This is a genomic window from Streptomyces sp. S6 (genome assembly GCF_054880855.1).
This window is the reverse complement of record NZ_JBTYMC010000134.1, coordinates 1-17655: the sequence shown is the minus strand read 5'-3', so window position 1 is coordinate 17655 and position 17655 is coordinate 1. Positions and strand designations below refer to the sequence as shown.

The window sequence follows — 17655 nt, the reverse complement described above, 5'->3', positions numbered from 1 at the left end:
CCGCCCGCCTGAACCCGGCCGACCCCACCCCCTGGCTCGGCCTGCTCCGGCTGGACGGGGACGACGCCGGCGCGGCGGTCCGGCTCTTCGAGGAGGTCCGCGCCCGCCACCCCGACCACCACCAGGCCCACCACCTGATGGTCGCCCGGCTCGCCGAACGCCGTGCGGACAGCGGACCCGACCCGCTGCACGAGGTGTACGACTTCGCCGCCTGGGCCGCCGAACAGGCACCCGCCGACTCGCCGCTCGCGATCCTCCCGGTCGTCGCGCACGCCGAGCGCTACCGCGTGCTGGCCGCCCGGGGGCACCTGCCCGCCGAACCGGCCGCCTCCGGGCACTGGGCCGACGGCCGTGCCCGCGAGGTGATGAAGGCCGCGTACGACTGGTGGGTCGAGTGGGAGCACGAAGGCCACCCCCGCCGCCTGCTCGACCTGAACTACCTCGCCCACGCCAAGGTCTGCGCCGGCCGCCCCGTCGAGGCGTCCGCCCTCTTCCAGCGCATCGCCGACCACGCCACCACCCGCCCCTGGTCTTACCCCGACCGCGACCCCTACGGGGCGTTCACCAGGGCACGGGACAGGGCGCTGGGCAGGACGGCCGGCGAGGGATACCCGTAATACCCCATGAGAACCCGGTGAGACCCACCCCCAGGACTGGCCCCCACCCACCCCTTGGTGCTCGAATGGAAACGTGAAACCCGAACCACCCGAGGAAACCCCCACCCCCGACGGCACCCCCATCGGCCGCCGCGTCTTCCTCGGCACCCTCGGCCTCGGCGCCCTGGGAGTGGCCGCCGCACCCGTCCTCCAGCGCGGCATGGAATCGGTGCTCGGCGCGATCGCCGGCAAGGACCCGACAGGGCTCACCAGCCTCCTCCCGAACGGCGGCGGTTTCCGCTACTACTCGGTGACCTCCTCCGTCCCCCACAAGAACGACACGAACTACCGCCTCACGATCGACGGCCTGGTGGACCGCCCCGCGACCTACACCCTCCCCGACCTGAGAGCCATGCCCCAGACCCGCATGGTCAAGGACGTCCAGTGCGTCACCGGCTGGCGCGTCCCCGCCACCCCCTTCGAGGGGGTACGCCTCTCCCACCTCCTCGACGCGGCGGGCGTCAAGGCCAAGGGGGGCGCGATCCGCTTCACCTGCTTCGACGGCGCCTACACCGAGAGCCTCACCCTCGCCCAGGCCCGCCGCGCCGACGTCCTGGTCGCGCTGCGCATGCAGGACAAGCCCCTCGGCCACGAGCACGGCGGCCCGGTCCGCCTCTACGTCGCCCCGATGTACTTCTACAAGTCCGCCAAGTGGCTCTCAGGTATCACGGTCACCGAGGACGTGGAGCCCGGCTACTGGGAGGAACGCGGCTACGACGTCGACGGCTGGGTCGGCAAGTCGAACGGACGGGACGATGAACCCACCGCCTGACATCGACACGGGAGCGGACTCCGGCGCGGACACCACCCCGGCGACGACCACCGTCCCCCGCTTCACCCGTGCCGTCCGCTGGGTCCACCGCACCACCGCCCTCCTCATGGGCATCTGCGTCGCCACCGCCGCCTGCCTCTACCTCCCGGAGTTCGCCGAACTCGTCGGCCGCCGCGAACTCGTCGTCCGCATCCACGAGTTCGCGGGCCTCGCGCTGCCCGTACCGGTCCTCGCCGGCCTCGTCTCCCGCGCGTTCCGCGGAGAGCTGGGCCACCTCAACCGCTTCGGCCCCCACGACCGCCGCTGGCTGCGCGCCGTCCTGCGCCGCGACCGGCGCCACTCGTCCCGCCCCGCCGCGAAGTTCAACGCGGGCCAGAAGATCTACGCCGCCTGGATCGCGGGCGCCACCCTGGTCATGCTCGGCACCGGCCTGCTGATGTGGTTCACCCACCTCGCGCCGATCATGTGGCGCACCAGCGCGACCTTCGTCCACGACTGGCTCGCGCTCACCATCGGCGTCGTCCTCGCCGGCCACATCGGCATGGCCCTCGCCGACCCCGAGGCCCGCCACGGCATGCGCACCGGCTCGGTGAGCCGCGAGTGGGCCCACCGCGAACACCCTCTCTGGCGCCCTGAGGACCGAGACTGACACGGGCGGGGACGGCGAGGGCGACGGCGATCCAGGAGAGGACCACGGCGCACACCCACCCTCGGCCGAACGCCGACAAACCCACCGCCGCCCCGCCGCCCCCTCACCTCGACGGCGACGTCAACCTCCCCCGGCCACCCGGCATCTGACGGATCGTCGGCCCGAGCCGTCGCATCCGCCCCGCCCCAGCGGCCTTCTCGACGACGACGGCCGGGCACATGACACCCCAGCACCTCCCCGGCCCGCCGCACAGCGTGCGGCACGACGGAGAGCGGCACGGCGTAGGCCGAGCCCCTCGGGAATCACTCTCAACCGCCCTGCGGCCCGCGCCGCGCCCCGCTCCCCGACGCCCTTGATCCCAGCGGTGACTGACGGCCCGTCAGTCACGTCGAACGCGGCGATGTACCCCTTCCCGCTTCCGCGAGACCCCGGGCGAGCGCCGGACCGATACCCCGTGACTCACCGTCGTCCTCCTAAAGGACCAGAGACAGAAGGAGGACCACACCGCCCGCGACCACGGAGACGATCGTCTCCATGACCGACCAGGTCTTGAGGTTCTGGCCGACGCTCAGCCCGAAGTACTCCTTGACCAGCCAGAAGCCGGCGTCGTTGACGTGGCTGAAGAAGAGGGAGCCGGCGCCGATCGCGAGGACCAGCAGGGCCGCGTGCGTCGTGGACATGTCGGCGGCGAGCGGGGCCACCAGACCGGACGCCGAGACCGTGGCGACGGTCGCCGAACCCGTCGCCAGCCGGATCGCGACCGCGATCAGCCAGGCCAGCAGGATCGCCGAGATCGACCAGTCCTTCGAGATCTCCAGGATCATCCGGCCGACCCCGCAGTCGATCAGCGTCTGCTTGAACCCACCGCCCGCACCGACGATCAGCAGAATCCCGGCCATCGGCGCGAGGCTCTTCTCCACCAGCTCGTTCAGCCGCTGCCTGGAGAACCCGGCGGGCCGCCCGAGCGTGAAGATCCCGACGAGGACGGCCGCCAGCAGGGCGATCAGCGGGGAGCCGACGACGTCGAAGACCCGCTGGACGGTGTTCCCCTTGTCGTCGATCACGATGTCGACCAGTGCCTTCGAGAGCATCAGGGCGACCGGCAGCATGATCGTGAACAGCGTCGCACCGAAGCCCGGACGCTTCTCCAGATCCTCCGACGGCCGCTGCGGCACCATCCTCTCGGGCGCCTGGACGTCCACCCAACGGGCCGCGTACCGCGAGAACAACGGCCCGGCGACGATCACCGTCGGGATCGCCACCAGCACACCGAGCGCGAGCGTGACCCCCAGGTTCGCGCCGACCGCGGCGACCGCGACCAGCGGCCCCGGGTGCGGCGGCACCAGGCCGTGCATCACGGACAGCCCGGCCAGCGCCGGAAGCCCGATCCGCATCAGCGAGTAGTTGCCGCGCTTCGCGACCATCAGCACGACCGGGATCAGCAGGACGACACCGACCTCGAAGAAGAGCGGCAGCCCGATCACCGAGGCGATGAGCACCATCGCCCACGGCATCGTCCGGCCGTTCGCCCTCGCGAGGATCGTGTCGACGATCTGGTCCGCGCCGCCGGAGTCCGCCAGCAGCTTGCCGAGGACCGCGCCCAGCGCGATCAGCACACCGACACCGGCCGTCGTCGAACCGAGACCGCCACTGAAACTGGCGATCGCCTTGTCCAGCGGCGCCCCGGCGAACGCGCCCAGCGCGAGCGTGCCGATGGTCAGCGACAGGAACGCGTGGAGCTTGAACTTCGTGATGAGCAGGACGATGACGGCGATGCCCGCCAGCACGGCGACACCGAGCTGAGCGTGCCCGGCCGAGGTGATCGGCTCCGGCGCGTCCGCTGCCAGCATCTCGACGCTGAGTCTGGTCACGGGAGTCCCTTACGGGTATGGGGGGTTGAGGAAGAGAGGGGAGGGCGGGCCTGGTGGCGTCCCCGAACGGCCTGTGGCTAGCGCGGCGTTCCCGCGAGAGTCCTGAGCGCGCCGGCCGCCCGCCCGGCGATCTCCTCCGGCGCACCCGCGACATCCACGGCGACCCCCGCCTCGTCCACGCCGAGCGGCTCCAGCGTGGCGAACTGGGAGTCCAGCAGCGCCGTCGGCATGAAGTGACCCTCCCGACGGCGCATCCGCTCCTCGACCAGCTCGCGGGAGCCGCCGAGGTGCACGAAGAGGAGGCCGGGGGCGGCTGCCCGCAGGCGGTCCCGGTACGACCGCTTCAGCGCCGAGCAGCTGACGACCCCGCCGAGCCCGGCCCGGTCGTGCGCCCACGCGCCGATCGAGTCCAGCCAGGGCGCGCGGTCGGCGTCGTCCAGCGGGATGCCGGCCGACATCTTCGCGATGTTCGCCGGCGGATGGAAGTCGTCGCCCTCGGCGTACGGGACACCGAGCCGGGCCGCGAGCAGGAGACCGACCGTGGTCTTCCCGGTGCCGGAGACGCCCATGACCACGACGACCTGGGGGGTGCTCATCACTACCTCGCTGTCTTCATCGACGTACTGCCGACAAGTGATGTAGCCATCACTGAAACCTATTAGGTACGACGAATTCAACCCCTCGGCATCAATAAATCTGACTTTTTGGGTCCGTGATCGGGGACGTACGCTGAGTGCATGACCATTCCGGGCCGAGGTCTGCACGGCCGTGTACTCGACACCCTCGGCCCCGCGATCACCGCAGGCGAGTTCCCCCCGGGCAGTGTCCTGCGCACCGACGAGCTCTCCCAGCGTTTCGACGTCTCCCGCTCCGTCATGCGCGAGGCCGTCCGAGTCCTCGAATCCATGCACCTCGTGGAGTCCCGCCGCCGGGTCGGCGTGATCGTCCGCCCCACCGCCGAGTGGAACGTCTACGACCCGCAGGTCATCCGCTGGCGCCTCGCCGGCACCGACCGCCCCCGCCAACTGCGCTCACTGACGGTCCTGCGCTCGGCGATCGAGCCCGTCGCGGCGGGCCTCGCGGCACGGAACGCGACACCGGAGCAGTGCGCCGAACTGACGGAGTGCGTCCTGGGCATGGTCGCGCACTCCCGGGGCCACCGACTGGACGGCTACCTCGTCCACGACGTCGCCTTCCACCGCGTCATCCTCACCGCCTCCGGCAACGAGATGTTCGCCCGCCTCGGCGACGTCGTCGCCGAAGTCCTCACCGGCCGCACCGCCCACCACGTCATGTTCGCCGACCCCGACCCCGCCGCCGTCACCCTCCACGTCCAGGTCGCCGAAGCCGTCCGCGAAGGCAACGCCGAACGCGCCGAACGCCTCACCCGCGAAATCACCGAGGGCGCGCTCCAGGAACTGGACATCCTGGCACCCTGAACCACGCCTACGCCGGGAACTCCCCGTCCACATACACCCAGGCCCCGCCAACCCGCTCGAACCGACTCACCTCATGCAGCGACCCACCCCGGTAGGACGCCCGGAACTCCACAACTCCGGCCTGGTGAAACGCGGTTCCGTCCTTCACCGCGAGAATCTCCAGCCCGGTCCACCGCATCCCCGGATCCAACTCCAACGTCCCCGGCCGCGTCCCCGGATGCCAGGTCCGCATCAGATACGCGACGTCCCCCTCCACGAACGCGCTGTACCGCGACCGCATGAGCGCCTCGGCGGTCGGAGCGGTGACGGGGCCCTCGTGATAGCGCCCGCAGCAGGCTTCGTAGGGCTGGGGGAGTCCGCAGGGGCATGAGGTGGGGCGTGCCATGCCCCCATTCTGCCGGAACCGGACAGAGGCTGTGCCGCGTGCTCCTACCCTCGCCTCGGACGACACCTTGGGAGGACCGGAGGCAGCACCCGAACTCGCAGTCTTCCGCGCCCGATTCGACGGGGTCGTACGGCGACTGTTCGCGGGACTGGAAAGGGCCCGCTCCTGCGCATGTGTCGGGAAGGAGGCGTCGGAGCGGTCGAACTCGGTTTCCCATGAAAACCAGGCACCGCCCGCCCCCTACTCCCCGATGACCCGATCCAACCGCTCAGCCACCCAAACCCCCACCACCCCCGCCACCCATCCCCCGGGCGCCCCCACCGACTCCCCGACCCCCACCCCCACAACTCCCGCGATCCCCAGAATCACCGCACCCCGAAGACTGATGAGCTTCCGCATGTCGTCCTCCCGAGCTGAGCCGGACCAGTAGGTGCTCCTACCTTCCGGGCCATGGGAAGCTCACCCCCCGAACCCCGAACAACCCCGAATCGGAACGCCGAACGCGCAGCTCGGCGATCCGGAGCGGTGAACCCCGCCGAACTACGAAGGCAGCGGAGGAACAGGCGGCATGGCGGGGAACTCCGGCAGTGCGGCCCCATAGACCCACGCGTCGAACAACTCGTCCACAGCCCCCCCGGCGAACCGCCCCACGTGTGCCACGAACGTGGACGTGGTCACCGCACCCCCCCGATGCAACCCGGCCCACCCCCGAAGCATGGGAAAGAACGCGGAGTCCCCCAGGGCGCACCGGATGGCATGGATGGCCACCCCACCCCGTTCGTACAGCCGATCGTCGAACATGTTCTTCCGCCCGGGATCGGCGAGCCGAAGATCCTGCGGCATGGCCGCCAGCAACCGATGCGCGGCGGCGGCGTGTTCGTGCGCGCTACGCCCCCCGGACCGCTCGGACCACAGCCACTCCGCGTACTTGGCGAGCCCCTCGTTGAGCCAGATGTGCCGCCAGTCGGCGACGGAGACGCTGTTGCCGAACCACTGGTGGGCCAGCTCATGGGCGACGAGGCGCTCCGAACCCCGGTTGCCGTCCACGTGGTTGACGCCGAACAGGGACAACCCCTGCGCCTCGACGGGCACATCGAGCTCTTCCTCGGTGACGACGACCGCGTACTCGTCGAAGGGGTAGGGCCCGAACACCTCCTGGAACAGCTCCATCATCGCCGGCTGCCGCGCGAAGTCCCGCGAGAAGTGAGGGAGCAACTCGGCCGGAATGTGCGCGTGTTGGGGCACACCGCCGACGCCGAGATCACCGAGCAGGACGGTCTGGTACTTACCGATGGCAAGGCCGACGAGGTACGTGGAGGTGGGGGCCGACTGGTCGTAGACCCATGTGGTGGTGGACGCCCGGGTCGTGCGGGTGAGCAGCCGCCCGCCGGTGACCACCGAGTACGCGGACGGCACGGTCACCGACAGGTGGTACGCCGCCTTGTCGGCGGGCCGGTCGTTGCAGGGGAACCAGGACGGCGCCCCGATCGGCTGGCTGGCGACGAGCGCGCCGTCCCCCAGCTCCTCCCAACCGATCCCGCCCCACGGGCTGTTGACCGGCTTGGGGTTCCCGGACCAGTGGACCTCGACGGTGAACGCGGCCCCGCCCCGCACGGACTTGGGCGGCCGGACCCGCAACCGCCCACCCCGGTGGGTGTATTGGGCCTGACGCCCGTCGACCCGGACCCGGCCGACCCGGAAGTCGGCCAGGTTCAGGTGGAATTCGGCGAGCGTCCCCCGCCCGGCGATGGCGTTGATCCGCGCCGTCCCGGCCAGCCGGTTCGGCCCGGGACGGTAGTCCAGCGCTATCTCGTAGCGATGCACGCGGTAGCGAGGGTCGCCGTTGTCCGGGAAGTACGGGTCCGGCCCCACTGTCTGCTGAACTGCCACTACCGCGTCCGCTCCCTGCGCCGTGCCACTCGAACCGTCGCCCATGGACACCGAGTGGCCTGCGCTCACGGGCGCCACGCCTCGATCGGGTTGCCCAGCCAGCGGGTGTCGTCGGGGACGGACTCCGCGGCCATGACGAGCGACGCGGGACCCAGTGTCGTACGGGCCCCGATCGTGCTGCCGGGCAGCACGATTCCGCCAGGGCCCAGTGTGGCGCCCTCACGGAGTACCACAGTATCCGTCCGCAAGATCCGGTCGTGGAAGAGGTGAGTCTGAAGGACACAGCCCCGGTTGACCGTCGAACCCTCCGCGAGCGTCACGAGATCGGCCTCCGGCAGCCAGTGCGACTCCAGCCAGACCCCCTTCCCGATCCGCGCGCCCAGCCCCCGCTGGAACGCGGTCATGACGACCGTCCCCGGCACGGCATCGGCCAGCCACGGCACCGCGACGACCTCGACGAACGTGTCCGCCAGCTCGTTGCGCCACACGAAGGAGCTCCACAGCGGGTGCTCCCCGGCCCGGTGCCGCCCCACCAGCGCCCACTTCGCGGCGACGGCCAGCAGCGACCCCAGCACCCCGGCGCCCAGCAGCACGACACCGCCCGCGAGGAACGCCCACGGCCCCAGCAGGCACAGCGCGGCCACGACCAGAACCGCGATCCCGGCCGAGCAGAACACCGGCAGGATCCGGCACAGCTCGACCAGACCACGCGCCCACAGCAGGTGAGCCGGCGGCTCGTACGTGCGGCTCTGGTCGCCGTCCGAGGCGCTGCGCGGCAGCTTCACCGGCGGCAGACCCAGGTACGAGCTGCCCTTCTTCGCCTTCTTCGGCGTCGCCGACAGCACCCCGACGAGCCCGCCCTCGGGCACGGACCGGCCCGGCGCCGTCATCCCGGAGTTCCCCAGGAACGCCCGCCGCCCGATCTCGGCCCGCCCGATGCGCACCCAGCCGCCACCGAGCTCGTACGGCGCCGTCAGGGTGTCGTCCGCGAGGAACGCGCCCTCACCGACCGTCGTCAGACTCGGCAGCGCCAGCACCGTCGACACCTCGGCGCCACGCCCGATCCGCATCCCCAGAGACCGCAGCCACACCGGCGTGACCAGCCCCGCGTACAGCGGGAACAGCGTCTCGCGCGCCTGGTCCATCAGCTGCGTCACGGTCCACGCCTGCCACCCGACCCGGCTGTGCGTCGGATACGTCCCCTCCCCGAGCCTGATGCTCAGCAGCCGGACGCCGGCCAGGGTCAGGAACGCGTAGACGAGCCCGTACGCCAGGGTCGCCGGGACGAGCGCGTACAGGACACCCGGCCACACCGCCCCGCCGGGCCGCACGAACACCGACGCCACCAGCAGCGCGACGGCAGCGGCGGCCACCGGCATCAGACCGAGGGCGCCACCGGTGATGCCGTACATGAACCGCCAGTACGTACCGCGCGCCGGCCGCTCCTTCGGCCAGCTCCGCTTCGCCTTGCCCAGCTTCACCGCCGGCGCACCCGCCCACCGCTGCCCGGTCGGCACCTGGCCTGCGACGGCCGACCCGGGAACCACCTCGGCCCGCTTCCCGACCCGCGCACCGGGGAAGAGGATGCTGCGCGTGCCGACGACGGCGTGCGCGCCGACCTTGATCGCGCCGATCTCCAGCCGGTCCCCGTCCAGCCACCAGCCGGACAGGTCGACCTCGGACTCGACGGCCGCCCCGCGCCCCAGCTTCAGCATGCCGGTCACCGGCGGCAGCGAGTGCAGGTCCACCTCGGGACCGATCTTCGCGCCCAGCGCCCGCGCGTACCGCTCCAGCCACGCCCCCGTCAGCGAGGTCGCCCCGCTGAACTCGGCCAGCCGCTCGGCCGTCCACAGCCGCAGATGCACACTCCCGCCACGCCGGTACCGGCCGGGCTTCACGTTCCGCAGCAGCAGCCGCGCTCCACCCGCCGCGATCCCCAGCCGTCCGGCCGGGGTGAACAGCACCAGCGCGACGAGACCGATCAGCCACCACGACGCGGTCGGCAGCCAGGTGTACCCCGGCAGCAGATTCCCGGCCGTCGCCAGGACCGTCGCCCAGCGCAGCCCCGTCAGGGTGAACAGCGGCAGCAGCACCAGGAGTTGGATCACCTGCGCGCGCACCGGCACCGGCGCGACGACCCGCTCGGCGCTGTCGTCCTGCGCCGACTCCTCCAGGTGGCGGGCGAGTTTGCGCAGCACCGGCTGCTGATAGATGTCCAGGACGGCCGCGGTCGGGTACCGCTCACGCAGCTTCGTCGTGAGCTGCGCGGCGGACAGGCTGCCACCGCCTATGGCGAAGAAGTCGTCCGAGGCGCTCGTGACGGGCGCACCCAGCACCGCCGTCCACTGCTCGGCCAGCCACGCCTCCGTGCCGTACAACTCCTCCTTCACCGAAGAGGTTTGCAGATCCGGCAGCGGCCACGGCAGCGCGTTACGGTCCACCTTCCCCGAGGTACGGGTGGGGAGTTCGTCGACCGGCGCCAGCAACGGCACCAGCGCGGCGGGCAGTTCGGTCCGCAGCCGCTCCACGGCGGCGGCCTGGTCCCAGCCCTCCTGCGTCACCACATAGCCGACGAGGAGCTGGTTCCCGCTGCGCGCGGTCCGTACGGCGGCAGCGCCCCCGGCCACTCCGGGCAGCGCCTGCAACGCGGCGTCCACCTCGCCGAGTTCGATGCGGCGCCCGCCCAGCTTGATCTGCTCGTCCGCCCGCCCGAGGAACAACAGCCCCTCGGGATCGGCCTTGACGAGGTCACCGCTGCGGTACGCCCGTTCCCAGCCCAGGGATTCGAGGGGCGCGTACTTCTCGGCGTCCTTCTCCGCGTCGAGGTACCGCGCGAGACCGACCCCGCCGATCACCAACTGCCCGGTGCCGCCCATGAGAACGGGCTCACCGGCGTCGTCCACGACCGCCAGCTCCCAGCCGTCCAGCGGCAGCCCGATCCGGATCGGCTCCTCGCCGGTCATCAGCGCGGCGCACGCCACGACCGTCGCCTCGGTCGGACCGTATGTGTTCCACACCTCCCGCCCCTCGGTCACCAGCCGCTGCGCCAGCTCGGGCGGGCACGCCTCGCCGCCGAAGATGAGGAGGCGGACGTCGTTGAGGGTCTCGGGCTCCCACAGCGCGGCCAGCGTCGGGACCGTCGAGACGACGGTGATCTCCTGCTCGACGAGCCAGGGCCCGAGGTCGGCGCCGCTCCTGACCTGCGAGCGCGGCACCGGCACCAGACAGGCGCCGTACCGCCAGGCCAGCCACATCTCCTCGCAGGACGCGTCGAACGCCACCGATAGGCCCGCCATGACCCGGTCACCGGGCCCGATCGGCTCCTCGGTGAGGAACAGCCGCGCCTCGGCGTCCACGAAGGCCGCCGCGCTGCGGTGCGTCACGGCGACGCCCTTGGGCTTGCCGGTCGACCCGGAGGTGAAGATGATCCACGCGTCGTGCTCGATCCCCGGCCGCCCGGCCGGTCCGCCCTCGCCCTGCTGGACGGTGATCGCGTTCCCGGCGGTGATCACGGCCCGCACCTCGGCCTCGCCGAAGACCAGGTCGGCCCGCTCGTCCGGGTCCTCCGCGTCCACCGGCACATACGCGGCACCCGCCGCGAGGACGGCCAGGATCGCCACGTACAGGTCGTTCGTGCCCGACGGCACCCGCACCCCGACCCGGTCGCCGAGCCCCACGCCCGCCTCGGCGAGGCGCCGCCGCGTCCGCTCGACCTCGGCGGCCAGCTCACGGTAGGTGAGCTGGGTGGTGCCGTCGTCGAGCGCGGGCTCGTCGCCGTAGAAGCGCACGGTGCTGTCGAAGATGTCGACCAGCGTGCGCGCCGGGGCGGCAGAGCCCCCCGAGAACCGCGCGAACGCCGTCTCTTCCTCGTCCAGCAAGGCCGTGCTGACCTCGTGTATGGCCGCCATCAGGTCCCTCGCGTCTCGTGCCCGGAAATCTCCGGGGCGCTGGCGGGCCCGCAGGTATGCCTGGGGTTGTCCGGCTCCAGCCCGTAACAACCCGGAAATTTTAGTACGAGGCTATGGATCAACCACTTCGTCTGCCACCGGGGAGAGCTGTTCGAGCAACCGATCAACGCCCTGAGCAGCGCTCTGACCTGCATGATCTTGCTGCCGAAGAGAGATCCACCACAAAACGAGCGAAGGCTCCGACCGGGTGGTCGGAGCCTTCGCTCACAGTGTCCGAGGGGGGACTTGAACCCCCACGCCCGATAAAGGGCACTAGCACCTCAAGCTAGCGCGTCTGCCATTCCGCCACCCGGACAGGGTGTGTTCCGCGTGGGTTTCCCCTGCGGCGACGTCGTAAACATTACCAGGGTTTCCGGGGTGCTCGATCACGGGTGGATCGGCGTGAACGGTGTGTGACGGGGCGGGAGCGGCCTTGGGCGCGGGAGGCCGGGGAGAGAGGATGGGGGAGAGAGAAAACGGCAGCGGGAGGCACAGGCGTGAGCGAGACGGGCGCAGGCGGGTACGTCAGGGGCGAGGACGAGGTCGTCGACCTCTGTTCCGAGCTGATCCGGTTCGACACCAGCAACTACGGCGACCACTCGGGCCCGGGGGAGCGGCAGGCGGCCGAGTGGGTCGCCGAGAAGCTCGCCGAGGTCGGCCTGGAGCCGAAGATCTTCGAGTCCCACCCCGGCCGCGCTTCGACCGTGGCCCGCGTCGAGGGCGAGGACCCCTCGCGGCCCGCGCTCCTCATCCACGGCCACCTCGACGTCGTTCCCGCCAACGCGGACGACTGGACGCACCACCCGTTCTCGGGCGAGGTCGCGGACGGCTGCGTGTGGGGGCGGGGCGCCGTCGACATGAAGGACATGGACGCCATGACCCTCGCCGTGGTGCGCGACCGGCTCAGGTCCGGCCGCAAGCCGCCCCGGGACATCGTCCTCGCGTTCCTCGCCGACGAGGAGGCGGGCGGCACGTACGGCGCGCGGCACCTCGTCGACAAGCACCGCGACCTCTTCGACGGCGTCACCGAAGGGATCAGCGAGGTCGGCGGGTTCTCGTTCACCGTCAGCGAGGAGCGGCGGCTCTACCTCATCCAGACGGCCGAGAAGGGCATGCACTGGATGAAGCTCACCGTCGCCGGGACGGCCGGACACGGCTCGATGATCCACCGCGACAACGCGATCACCGAGCTGTCCGAGGCCGTCGCCCGCGTCGGACGGCACAAGTGGCCCGTCCGCGTCACCAAGACGACCCGCGCCTTCCTCGACGAACTCGGCGACGCGCTGGGCACGCCCCTCGACCCCGAGGACATGGAGGCCACCCTCGCCCGCCTCGGCGGCATCGCCAAGCTGATCGGCGCGACCCTCGGCAACACCGCGAACCCGACCCAGCTCGGCGCCGGCTACAAGGTCAACGTCATCCCCGGCGAGGCCACCGCCCACATCGACGGCCGTTTCCTGCCCGGGTACGAGGAGGAGTTCCTCACCGACCTCGACCGGCTCCTCGGCCCCCGCGTCAAGCGCGAGGACGTCCACTCCGACAAGGCGCTGGAGACGTCCTTCGACGGCGCTCTCGTCGACGCCATGCAGTCCGCGCTGCTCGCCGAGGACCCCACCGCCAAGGCCGTCCCCTACATGCTGTCCGGCGGCACCGACGCGAAGTCCTTCGACGACCTCGGCATCCGCGGGTTCGGCTTCGCGCCGCTGAAGCTGCCGCCGGAGCTGGACTTCGCGGGGATGTTCCACGGGGTGGACGAGCGGGTGCCGGTGGACGGGCTCCAGTTCGGGGTACGGGTGCTGGACCGGTTCATCGACGCGTCCTGAGGCTTCGCGTGCCCGTTCGGGTGCCCCTCGGACGGGTGAATCCGACCATACGCTCGTAGCCCCATTGGCCCCTCCTCGTTACTGGTCATGCGGCCCGAACCTTGGGCCGCTTGCCAACTAGGAGGAATACACATGATCAAGAAGGTCGTCGCCGCTGCGGCTGCCACGGGCGGTCTCGTTCTCGCGGGTGCGGGCCTCGCCGTCGCCGACGCCGGTGCGCAGGGTGCCGCTGTCGGCTCCCCGGGCGTCCTGTCCGGCAACGTCGTCCAGGTCCCCGTGCACGTGCCGGTGAACGTGTGCGGCAACACGATCTCCGTGATCGGCCTGCTGAACCCCGCCTTCGGCAACACCTGCATCAACAAGTGACGCCACCCCGCTGAGGGGGGCGTCCACACGCCGTACCGGCCCCGGAGCGCGCGCCATGCGCTCCGGGGCCGGACGGTTTCGGGAACCAGCGGACATCGGTTAGGGCGAAGGCAGGGATCAGGATGCGACAGGTCACCCGCAAGGGGCTCATGACCATGGCGGCGGCGACGGGGGTGATCGCCGCAGCGGGCGGGGTCGCGCACGCGGACTCGGCGGCGGGGGGTGCGGCGGAGGGGTCTCCGGGCGTGCTGTCCGGGAACACGGTCCAGGCACCGGTGCATGTGCCGGTCAACGTGTGCGGGAACACCGTGGACGTGGTGGGGGTGCTCAATCCGGCGATGGGCAACTCGTGCCGGAACGGGGGTTCCGGCGGTCATGGAGGGTACGGCGGACACGGCGCGTCCGGGGGCGCGCACGCGGGCGGTCACGCCGGGGGGTCGCCCGGGGTGGGGTCCGGGAACCATGTCCAGGTGCCGGTCGACGTGCCGGTGAACGTGTGCGGGAACAGCGTCGACGTCGTCGGGATCGCGAATCCGGCGTTCGGGAACGACTGCGGGAACGAGGGGGCGGGGCATCCGGGGAACCCCGGTCATCCGGGGAACCCGGGGAACCCTGGCGGGCCGGGTGGGCCCGGCGGTCCCGGAGGGCCTGGTGGCCCCGGCGGTCCTGGCGGCCCGGGTACGCCGGGGCATCCCGGTACCCCCGGCATCCCCGGTACCCCTGGCGCCTCGAACCCCTCCGGCCCCACACACCCCACCACCCCCGTCCACCACAACCCCCCGAACCACACCACTCACCCCTCCACCGCCTCGGCCCAACACCCCGCCCTCTCCGGCGAACTGGCGAGCACCGGCTCCGAACTCCCCCTGGGCGTCGCCCTCCCGGCAGGCGCGGGCATGCTGGTCGCAGGGGCGGTGCTCTACCGCCGCAAGCGCACGTCCGCGTGACGGCGATCTTCGGCCAAGCTGAGGCAATGGCCGTAAAAACCACGGCAAAGCGACTCGGAACGCGACAACTGCCGTGAAACCGCAGAGGTGATCCCGCCCACACTCCCGGCCGTACTCCCGGCCGCCGGGATCACCACCTGCGGAAAGCGCGACGGAGCGGACCCCGACCCGGCGGGGCCCGCTCCGTCGTCTCGTCCGTCCCTTTCGTCCGCGTATCAGCTCACCAGGTGGCCCGTACCTGGCGGATGATCCGCCGCCGCAACCGCACCCTGCGGCTGCCGTCCCGCATGAGGCTCAGACGCTGCAACTCCCAGTGTCCGTACTCGGCATGGTCCGTCAGCAGACGCGCGGCCTCCTTGCGGGATACCCCGCGCGGTACGTACACGTCGACAAATTCGTATTCCGGCATCGCATCTATTGTGCGGGCTGGGGCCTCGTACGGATAGCGTCTGCACTATGTCTGATGCTGCGCAGCCCACCGCTGCCGAGGTACGCGCCGCCGCCGAGGCGGTGAAGACCGCGCTCGATCGCCACCTGGCCGCGGTCGAACGCCGGTCGGGGGAGGACGACCCGGCCGTCTACGAGGCGTTCAACGAACTGGCCGCTGCGGCGGAGACGTACGACGAACTGCTCTACGACCGGTACGACGAGGTCACCCCCTTCGAGATCCCCGGCACCGAGGACTCCCTGCCGCCCTACGCGGGCCCCGAGGAACCGAACGCCCTCAGCGTGCTGATCCGGCGCGACTACGCCGTGGCGGAACCCCAGCGGCTGCTCGCGCAGGCCCAGCGGGTCGAGGCGGCGGAGTACGACGGCGGCGAGGACACCGCGAACACCGTCCACGGCGCGCTCGGCGTCCTCTTCGGCGAGTACGAGGCCGACGAGATCGCCTCCCGGCACAAGGAGTTCGGCCTGGAGGAGGGCGACTCCACGCTCTGGGTCGTCGCCGCCGACGAGCCGGCCGACCCCGGGGAGTGGCTGGAGTCCCCCTTCGACCAGGCCGACCCCCAGCGGGTCGTCTGCCGCTTCGACGTCAGCGCCGTCTTCGACGAAGAGGCCGAGGACGAGGACTTCGAGCTGGACGGCGAGGCCGACGAGATCGAGGAGGACGACCTCGAACCGCTGAACGCGGACCGGCGTTAGCGGGGAGTTCCCGACAAGGGGCGCGGAGGAACTCCCTCCGCGCCCCTTGGCCGTCCTGTTCGCCGGGCTCCCCGCCGGGCGCTACCCCGCCGCCACCGGCACCTGGCCGCGCAGCAGCACCGGCAGCCGGGTCGTCCTCGGCTTCCGGAGGACCCCGGCGACCGCGTGCGGCAGGGCCTGCTCCACGCCGTGGACGACCGACAGGTGCCGCTCCGGGCGGCCGAACGCCGTGTACACCCACGGCCGCGACAGCCCCTGCGCCGCGTCCCCCGGCAGCACCACGACCGCCGCCGGCCACCGGCCCCCCACCGCCTGGTGCGCGGTCAGCGCCCAGCCGTGCCGCACACTCCGCTCGACCCGGTCCTTCGGGACGACGACGGCGGCACCCGCGCAGGTCAGACGCAGGCCGTCCGCGTCGGCGCCCACCACGCGGCCGGGGACGCTGCGGCCGGGCACGGGGGAGTAGGCGACGAGGTCACCCGGGTCGAAGCCGGCGAACCGGCCGGGACCGGGGTTGAGGCGCTCCTTGAGAGCCGCGTTCAGCGCGCGTGTGCCCGCCGCGCCGCCGTGGCCCGGCGTGATCACGACGGTCTCCTCGGGGGACACCCCGAACGCCCTCGGCACGGAGTCGGCGACGAGCTGCACGGTGCGGTGCACGGCCTCCCCGGCGTCCCGCACCGGCACGATCACGATCTCCTTGCCGGGCGCCTCCACCTGGTTCAGCTCCCCGATCCCGATCCCGGAGACCAGCTCCCCGATCGGTCCCGGGTCCGGCGTCCGTGAGGCGACCTGCGGGCACACCTTCGCGGCCAGCAGATCCCCGAACACCCGCCCCGCCCCCGCCGACCACAACACCCCGGGGTCCCCGCTCAGCACGAGCCGCGCCCCGTCCGGCAGCGACTCCACGACCATCGCGGCCGTCTCGACGTCCAGTTGAGGCGCGTCGAGCAGGACGAGGAGGTCGAGAGCGAAGGCACCCTCGGAGTCCCGGCCGGGGCCTTCGAGGCCGGCCAGGAGGCCGGGGAGGGTGACCACGGGGTCGGTGACGCCGGGAGTCCGGTGCGCGGGGGAGTGCGGGTGGTCGCTGTTCGGGGCGGCGGTGTCCCCGGGGCGCGGGACGCCTCCCTCCGGAGCCTGTCCGGGGTTCAGCAGGGACGCGAAGCGGTGACGGCCGTCCGCCGTGTGACAGGCGGCGACCGCGCGGAGGCCGAGGGCACGGGCGGCGTCGAGGAGGGCCGCCGGTTCGGCGCGGGACGCCTCGCCGCCGGTGTGCAGGACGAGGCCGCTGGAGGCGACCGCGCGGATCAGTTCGGCGCTGCCACGCGGGGCCGCAGACACGGCCGACTCCCACCCCGGGTCGCTTGCCGGCAGCGCGTTGACGACGCGGGCGAGGCCGTCGGCGAGGCTCTCCTCCGCGAGGGCGTAGCGCTCCAGGCCGACCAGCACACGGACGGGACGCTCCTCCTCGCCCTCTTCGTCCTCCTCGCCCTGTGCGGGAGCGGCACCGGGCTCCTCCAAGGCGTCCTGGAAGACCAGCGCCTCCCCTTCGGCGACGGTGTCCTGGACGGCGCCGTCCGCGTCCGGCACGCCCCGCTGGGCCAGCGCGGCGGTCAGCGTCGGCAGCTCCAGCGCCGTGTGCCCCGCCAGGGCCGCCTGCTCCAGCAGCCACAGCGTCATCGCCCGCCCCCGCCGACGGCCCACCGACATCCGGCCGACAGGCCCGACAGGGCTCCGACACGGCGCCGACGGACCGCAAAGGCGGTGCCT

At 71.9% G+C, this 17655-nt stretch carries 14 protein-coding genes, 1 tRNA gene and 2 pseudogenes; 8 read left to right on the top strand and 9 right to left on the bottom strand.

Annotation, left to right across the window (positions count from 1 at the left end; translation table 11 throughout):
- The 3 genes and pseudogenes from ACVNF4_RS19645 to ACVNF4_RS19635 form a co-directional block, all read left to right on the top strand.
- Positions 1 to 617, top strand: a pseudogene (locus tag ACVNF4_RS19645) (hypothetical protein); the annotation flags it as partial.
- Between the two features lie 73 nt (positions 618 to 690).
- Positions 691 to 1428 carry a molybdopterin-dependent oxidoreductase gene (locus tag ACVNF4_RS19640; protein WP_461804148.1) on the top strand — a complete coding sequence of 246 codons (738 nt, stop codon included), beginning with the start codon at positions 691 to 693 and terminating at the stop codon, positions 1426 to 1428.
- A complete protein-coding gene (locus ACVNF4_RS19635) occupies positions 1412 to 2077 on the top strand; it encodes a cytochrome b/b6 domain-containing protein (protein WP_461804147.1) in 666 nt (221 codons plus the stop codon). Before ACVNF4_RS19640 ends, ACVNF4_RS19635 begins: the two co-directional genes overlap by 17 nt.
- Before the next feature lie 473 nt (positions 2078 to 2550).
- Here ACVNF4_RS19635 and ACVNF4_RS19630 read toward each other — a convergent pair whose 3' ends face one another.
- Both ACVNF4_RS19630 and ACVNF4_RS19625 read right to left on the bottom strand, forming a co-directional pair.
- Positions 2551 to 3948, bottom strand: coding sequence for a GntT/GntP/DsdX family permease (locus ACVNF4_RS19630; protein ID WP_461804146.1), 1398 nt, complete (start codon positions 3946 to 3948; stop codon positions 2551 to 2553).
- Between the two features lie 77 nt (positions 3949 to 4025).
- Positions 4026 to 4544 carry a gluconokinase gene (locus ACVNF4_RS19625; RefSeq protein WP_461804145.1) on the bottom strand — a complete coding sequence of 173 codons (519 nt, stop codon included), beginning with the start codon at positions 4542 to 4544 and terminating at the stop codon, positions 4026 to 4028.
- A gap of 141 nt (positions 4545 to 4685) precedes the next feature.
- Between ACVNF4_RS19625 and ACVNF4_RS19620 the strand changes: the two genes are divergently transcribed.
- Positions 4686 to 5387 carry a FadR/GntR family transcriptional regulator gene (locus tag ACVNF4_RS19620; protein ID WP_461804144.1) on the top strand — a complete coding sequence of 234 codons (702 nt, stop codon included), beginning with the start codon at positions 4686 to 4688 and terminating at the stop codon, positions 5385 to 5387.
- A 7-nt stretch (positions 5388 to 5394) separates the two neighbouring features.
- Here the strand turns inward: ACVNF4_RS19620 and ACVNF4_RS19615 are convergent, their stop codons facing one another.
- The 5 genes from ACVNF4_RS19615 to ACVNF4_RS19595 all read right to left on the bottom strand — a co-directional run bounded on the left by ACVNF4_RS19615 (position 5395) and on the right by ACVNF4_RS19595 (position 11925).
- Positions 5395 to 5772 (bottom strand): YchJ family protein, encoded by a 378-nt coding sequence (locus ACVNF4_RS19615; protein WP_461804143.1) that lies wholly within the window; start codon positions 5770 to 5772, stop codon positions 5395 to 5397.
- A gap of 240 nt (positions 5773 to 6012) precedes the next feature.
- Positions 6013 to 6171, bottom strand: a complete 159-nt coding sequence (locus ACVNF4_RS19610) for a hypothetical protein (protein WP_461804142.1) — start codon at positions 6169 to 6171, stop codon at positions 6013 to 6015.
- A 141-nt stretch (positions 6172 to 6312) separates the two neighbouring features.
- Positions 6313 to 7662 carry a M1 family metallopeptidase gene (locus ACVNF4_RS19605; RefSeq protein ID WP_461804141.1) on the bottom strand — a complete coding sequence of 450 codons (1350 nt, stop codon included), beginning with the start codon at positions 7660 to 7662 and terminating at the stop codon, positions 6313 to 6315.
- Positions 7663 to 7727: 65 nt separating this feature from the next.
- On the bottom strand, positions 7728 to 11570 hold the full coding sequence (locus ACVNF4_RS19600; protein ID WP_461804140.1) for a Pls/PosA family non-ribosomal peptide synthetase: 3843 nt from the start codon (positions 11568 to 11570) through the stop codon (positions 7728 to 7730).
- Between the two features lie 270 nt (positions 11571 to 11840).
- Positions 11841 to 11925: transfer RNA gene (locus tag ACVNF4_RS19595), tRNA-Leu, on the bottom strand.
- Between the two features lie 181 nt (positions 11926 to 12106).
- Between ACVNF4_RS19595 and ACVNF4_RS19590 the strand changes: the two genes are divergently transcribed.
- From ACVNF4_RS19590 to ACVNF4_RS19580, 3 genes are all read left to right on the top strand, one after another.
- A complete protein-coding gene (locus tag ACVNF4_RS19590; protein WP_461804139.1) occupies positions 12107 to 13432 on the top strand; it encodes a M20/M25/M40 family metallo-hydrolase in 1326 nt (441 codons plus the stop codon).
- 132 nt (positions 13433 to 13564) lie between these two features.
- Positions 13565 to 13798, top strand: coding sequence for a chaplin ChpH (gene chpH / locus ACVNF4_RS19585; protein WP_461804138.1), 234 nt, complete (start codon positions 13565 to 13567; stop codon positions 13796 to 13798).
- Between the two features lie 122 nt (positions 13799 to 13920).
- Positions 13921 to 14745: a chaplin gene (locus ACVNF4_RS19580; RefSeq protein ID WP_461804137.1), complete on the top strand. Its 825-nt coding sequence runs from the start codon at positions 13921 to 13923 to the stop codon at positions 14743 to 14745.
- 220 nt (positions 14746 to 14965) lie between these two features.
- Here ACVNF4_RS19580 and ACVNF4_RS19575 read toward each other — a convergent pair whose 3' ends face one another.
- A complete protein-coding gene (locus ACVNF4_RS19575; RefSeq protein ID WP_461804136.1) occupies positions 14966 to 15154 on the bottom strand; it encodes a DUF5703 family protein in 189 nt (62 codons plus the stop codon).
- Positions 15155 to 15201: 47 nt separating this feature from the next.
- Between ACVNF4_RS19575 and ACVNF4_RS19570 the strand changes: the two genes are divergently transcribed.
- A complete protein-coding gene (locus ACVNF4_RS19570; RefSeq protein ID WP_461804135.1) occupies positions 15202 to 15888 on the top strand; it encodes a hypothetical protein in 687 nt (228 codons plus the stop codon).
- An 81-nt stretch (positions 15889 to 15969) separates the two neighbouring features.
- Here the strand turns inward: ACVNF4_RS19570 and ACVNF4_RS19565 are convergent.
- A pseudogene (locus ACVNF4_RS19565) lies at positions 15970 to 17655 on the bottom strand (hypothetical protein); the annotation flags it as partial.

Coding starts and splice junctions, on each gene's coding strand:
- ACVNF4_RS19635 (WP_461804147.1), top strand. CDS start 1,412: ATGAACCCACCGCCTGACATCGACACGGGAGCGGACTCCGGCGCGGAC.
- ACVNF4_RS19600 (WP_461804140.1), bottom strand. CDS start 11,570: ATGGCGGCCATACACGAGGTCAGCACGGCCTTGCTGGACGAGGAAGAG.
- ACVNF4_RS19615 (WP_461804143.1), bottom strand. CDS start 5,772: ATGGCACGCCCCACCTCATGCCCCTGCGGACTCCCCCAGCCCTACGAA.
- ACVNF4_RS19570 (WP_461804135.1), top strand. CDS start 15,202: ATGTCTGATGCTGCGCAGCCCACCGCTGCCGAGGTACGCGCCGCCGCC.
- chpH (WP_461804138.1), top strand. CDS start 13,565: ATGATCAAGAAGGTCGTCGCCGCTGCGGCTGCCACGGGCGGTCTCGTT.
- ACVNF4_RS19580 (WP_461804137.1), top strand. CDS start 13,921: ATGCGACAGGTCACCCGCAAGGGGCTCATGACCATGGCGGCGGCGACG.
- ACVNF4_RS19620 (WP_461804144.1), top strand. CDS start 4,686: ATGACCATTCCGGGCCGAGGTCTGCACGGCCGTGTACTCGACACCCTC.
- ACVNF4_RS19625 (WP_461804145.1), bottom strand. CDS start 4,544: ATGAGCACCCCCCAGGTCGTCGTGGTCATGGGCGTCTCCGGCACCGGG.
- ACVNF4_RS19575 (WP_461804136.1), bottom strand. CDS start 15,154: ATGCCGGAATACGAATTTGTCGACGTGTACGTACCGCGCGGGGTATCC.
- ACVNF4_RS19610 (WP_461804142.1), bottom strand. CDS start 6,171: ATGCGGAAGCTCATCAGTCTTCGGGGTGCGGTGATTCTGGGGATCGCG.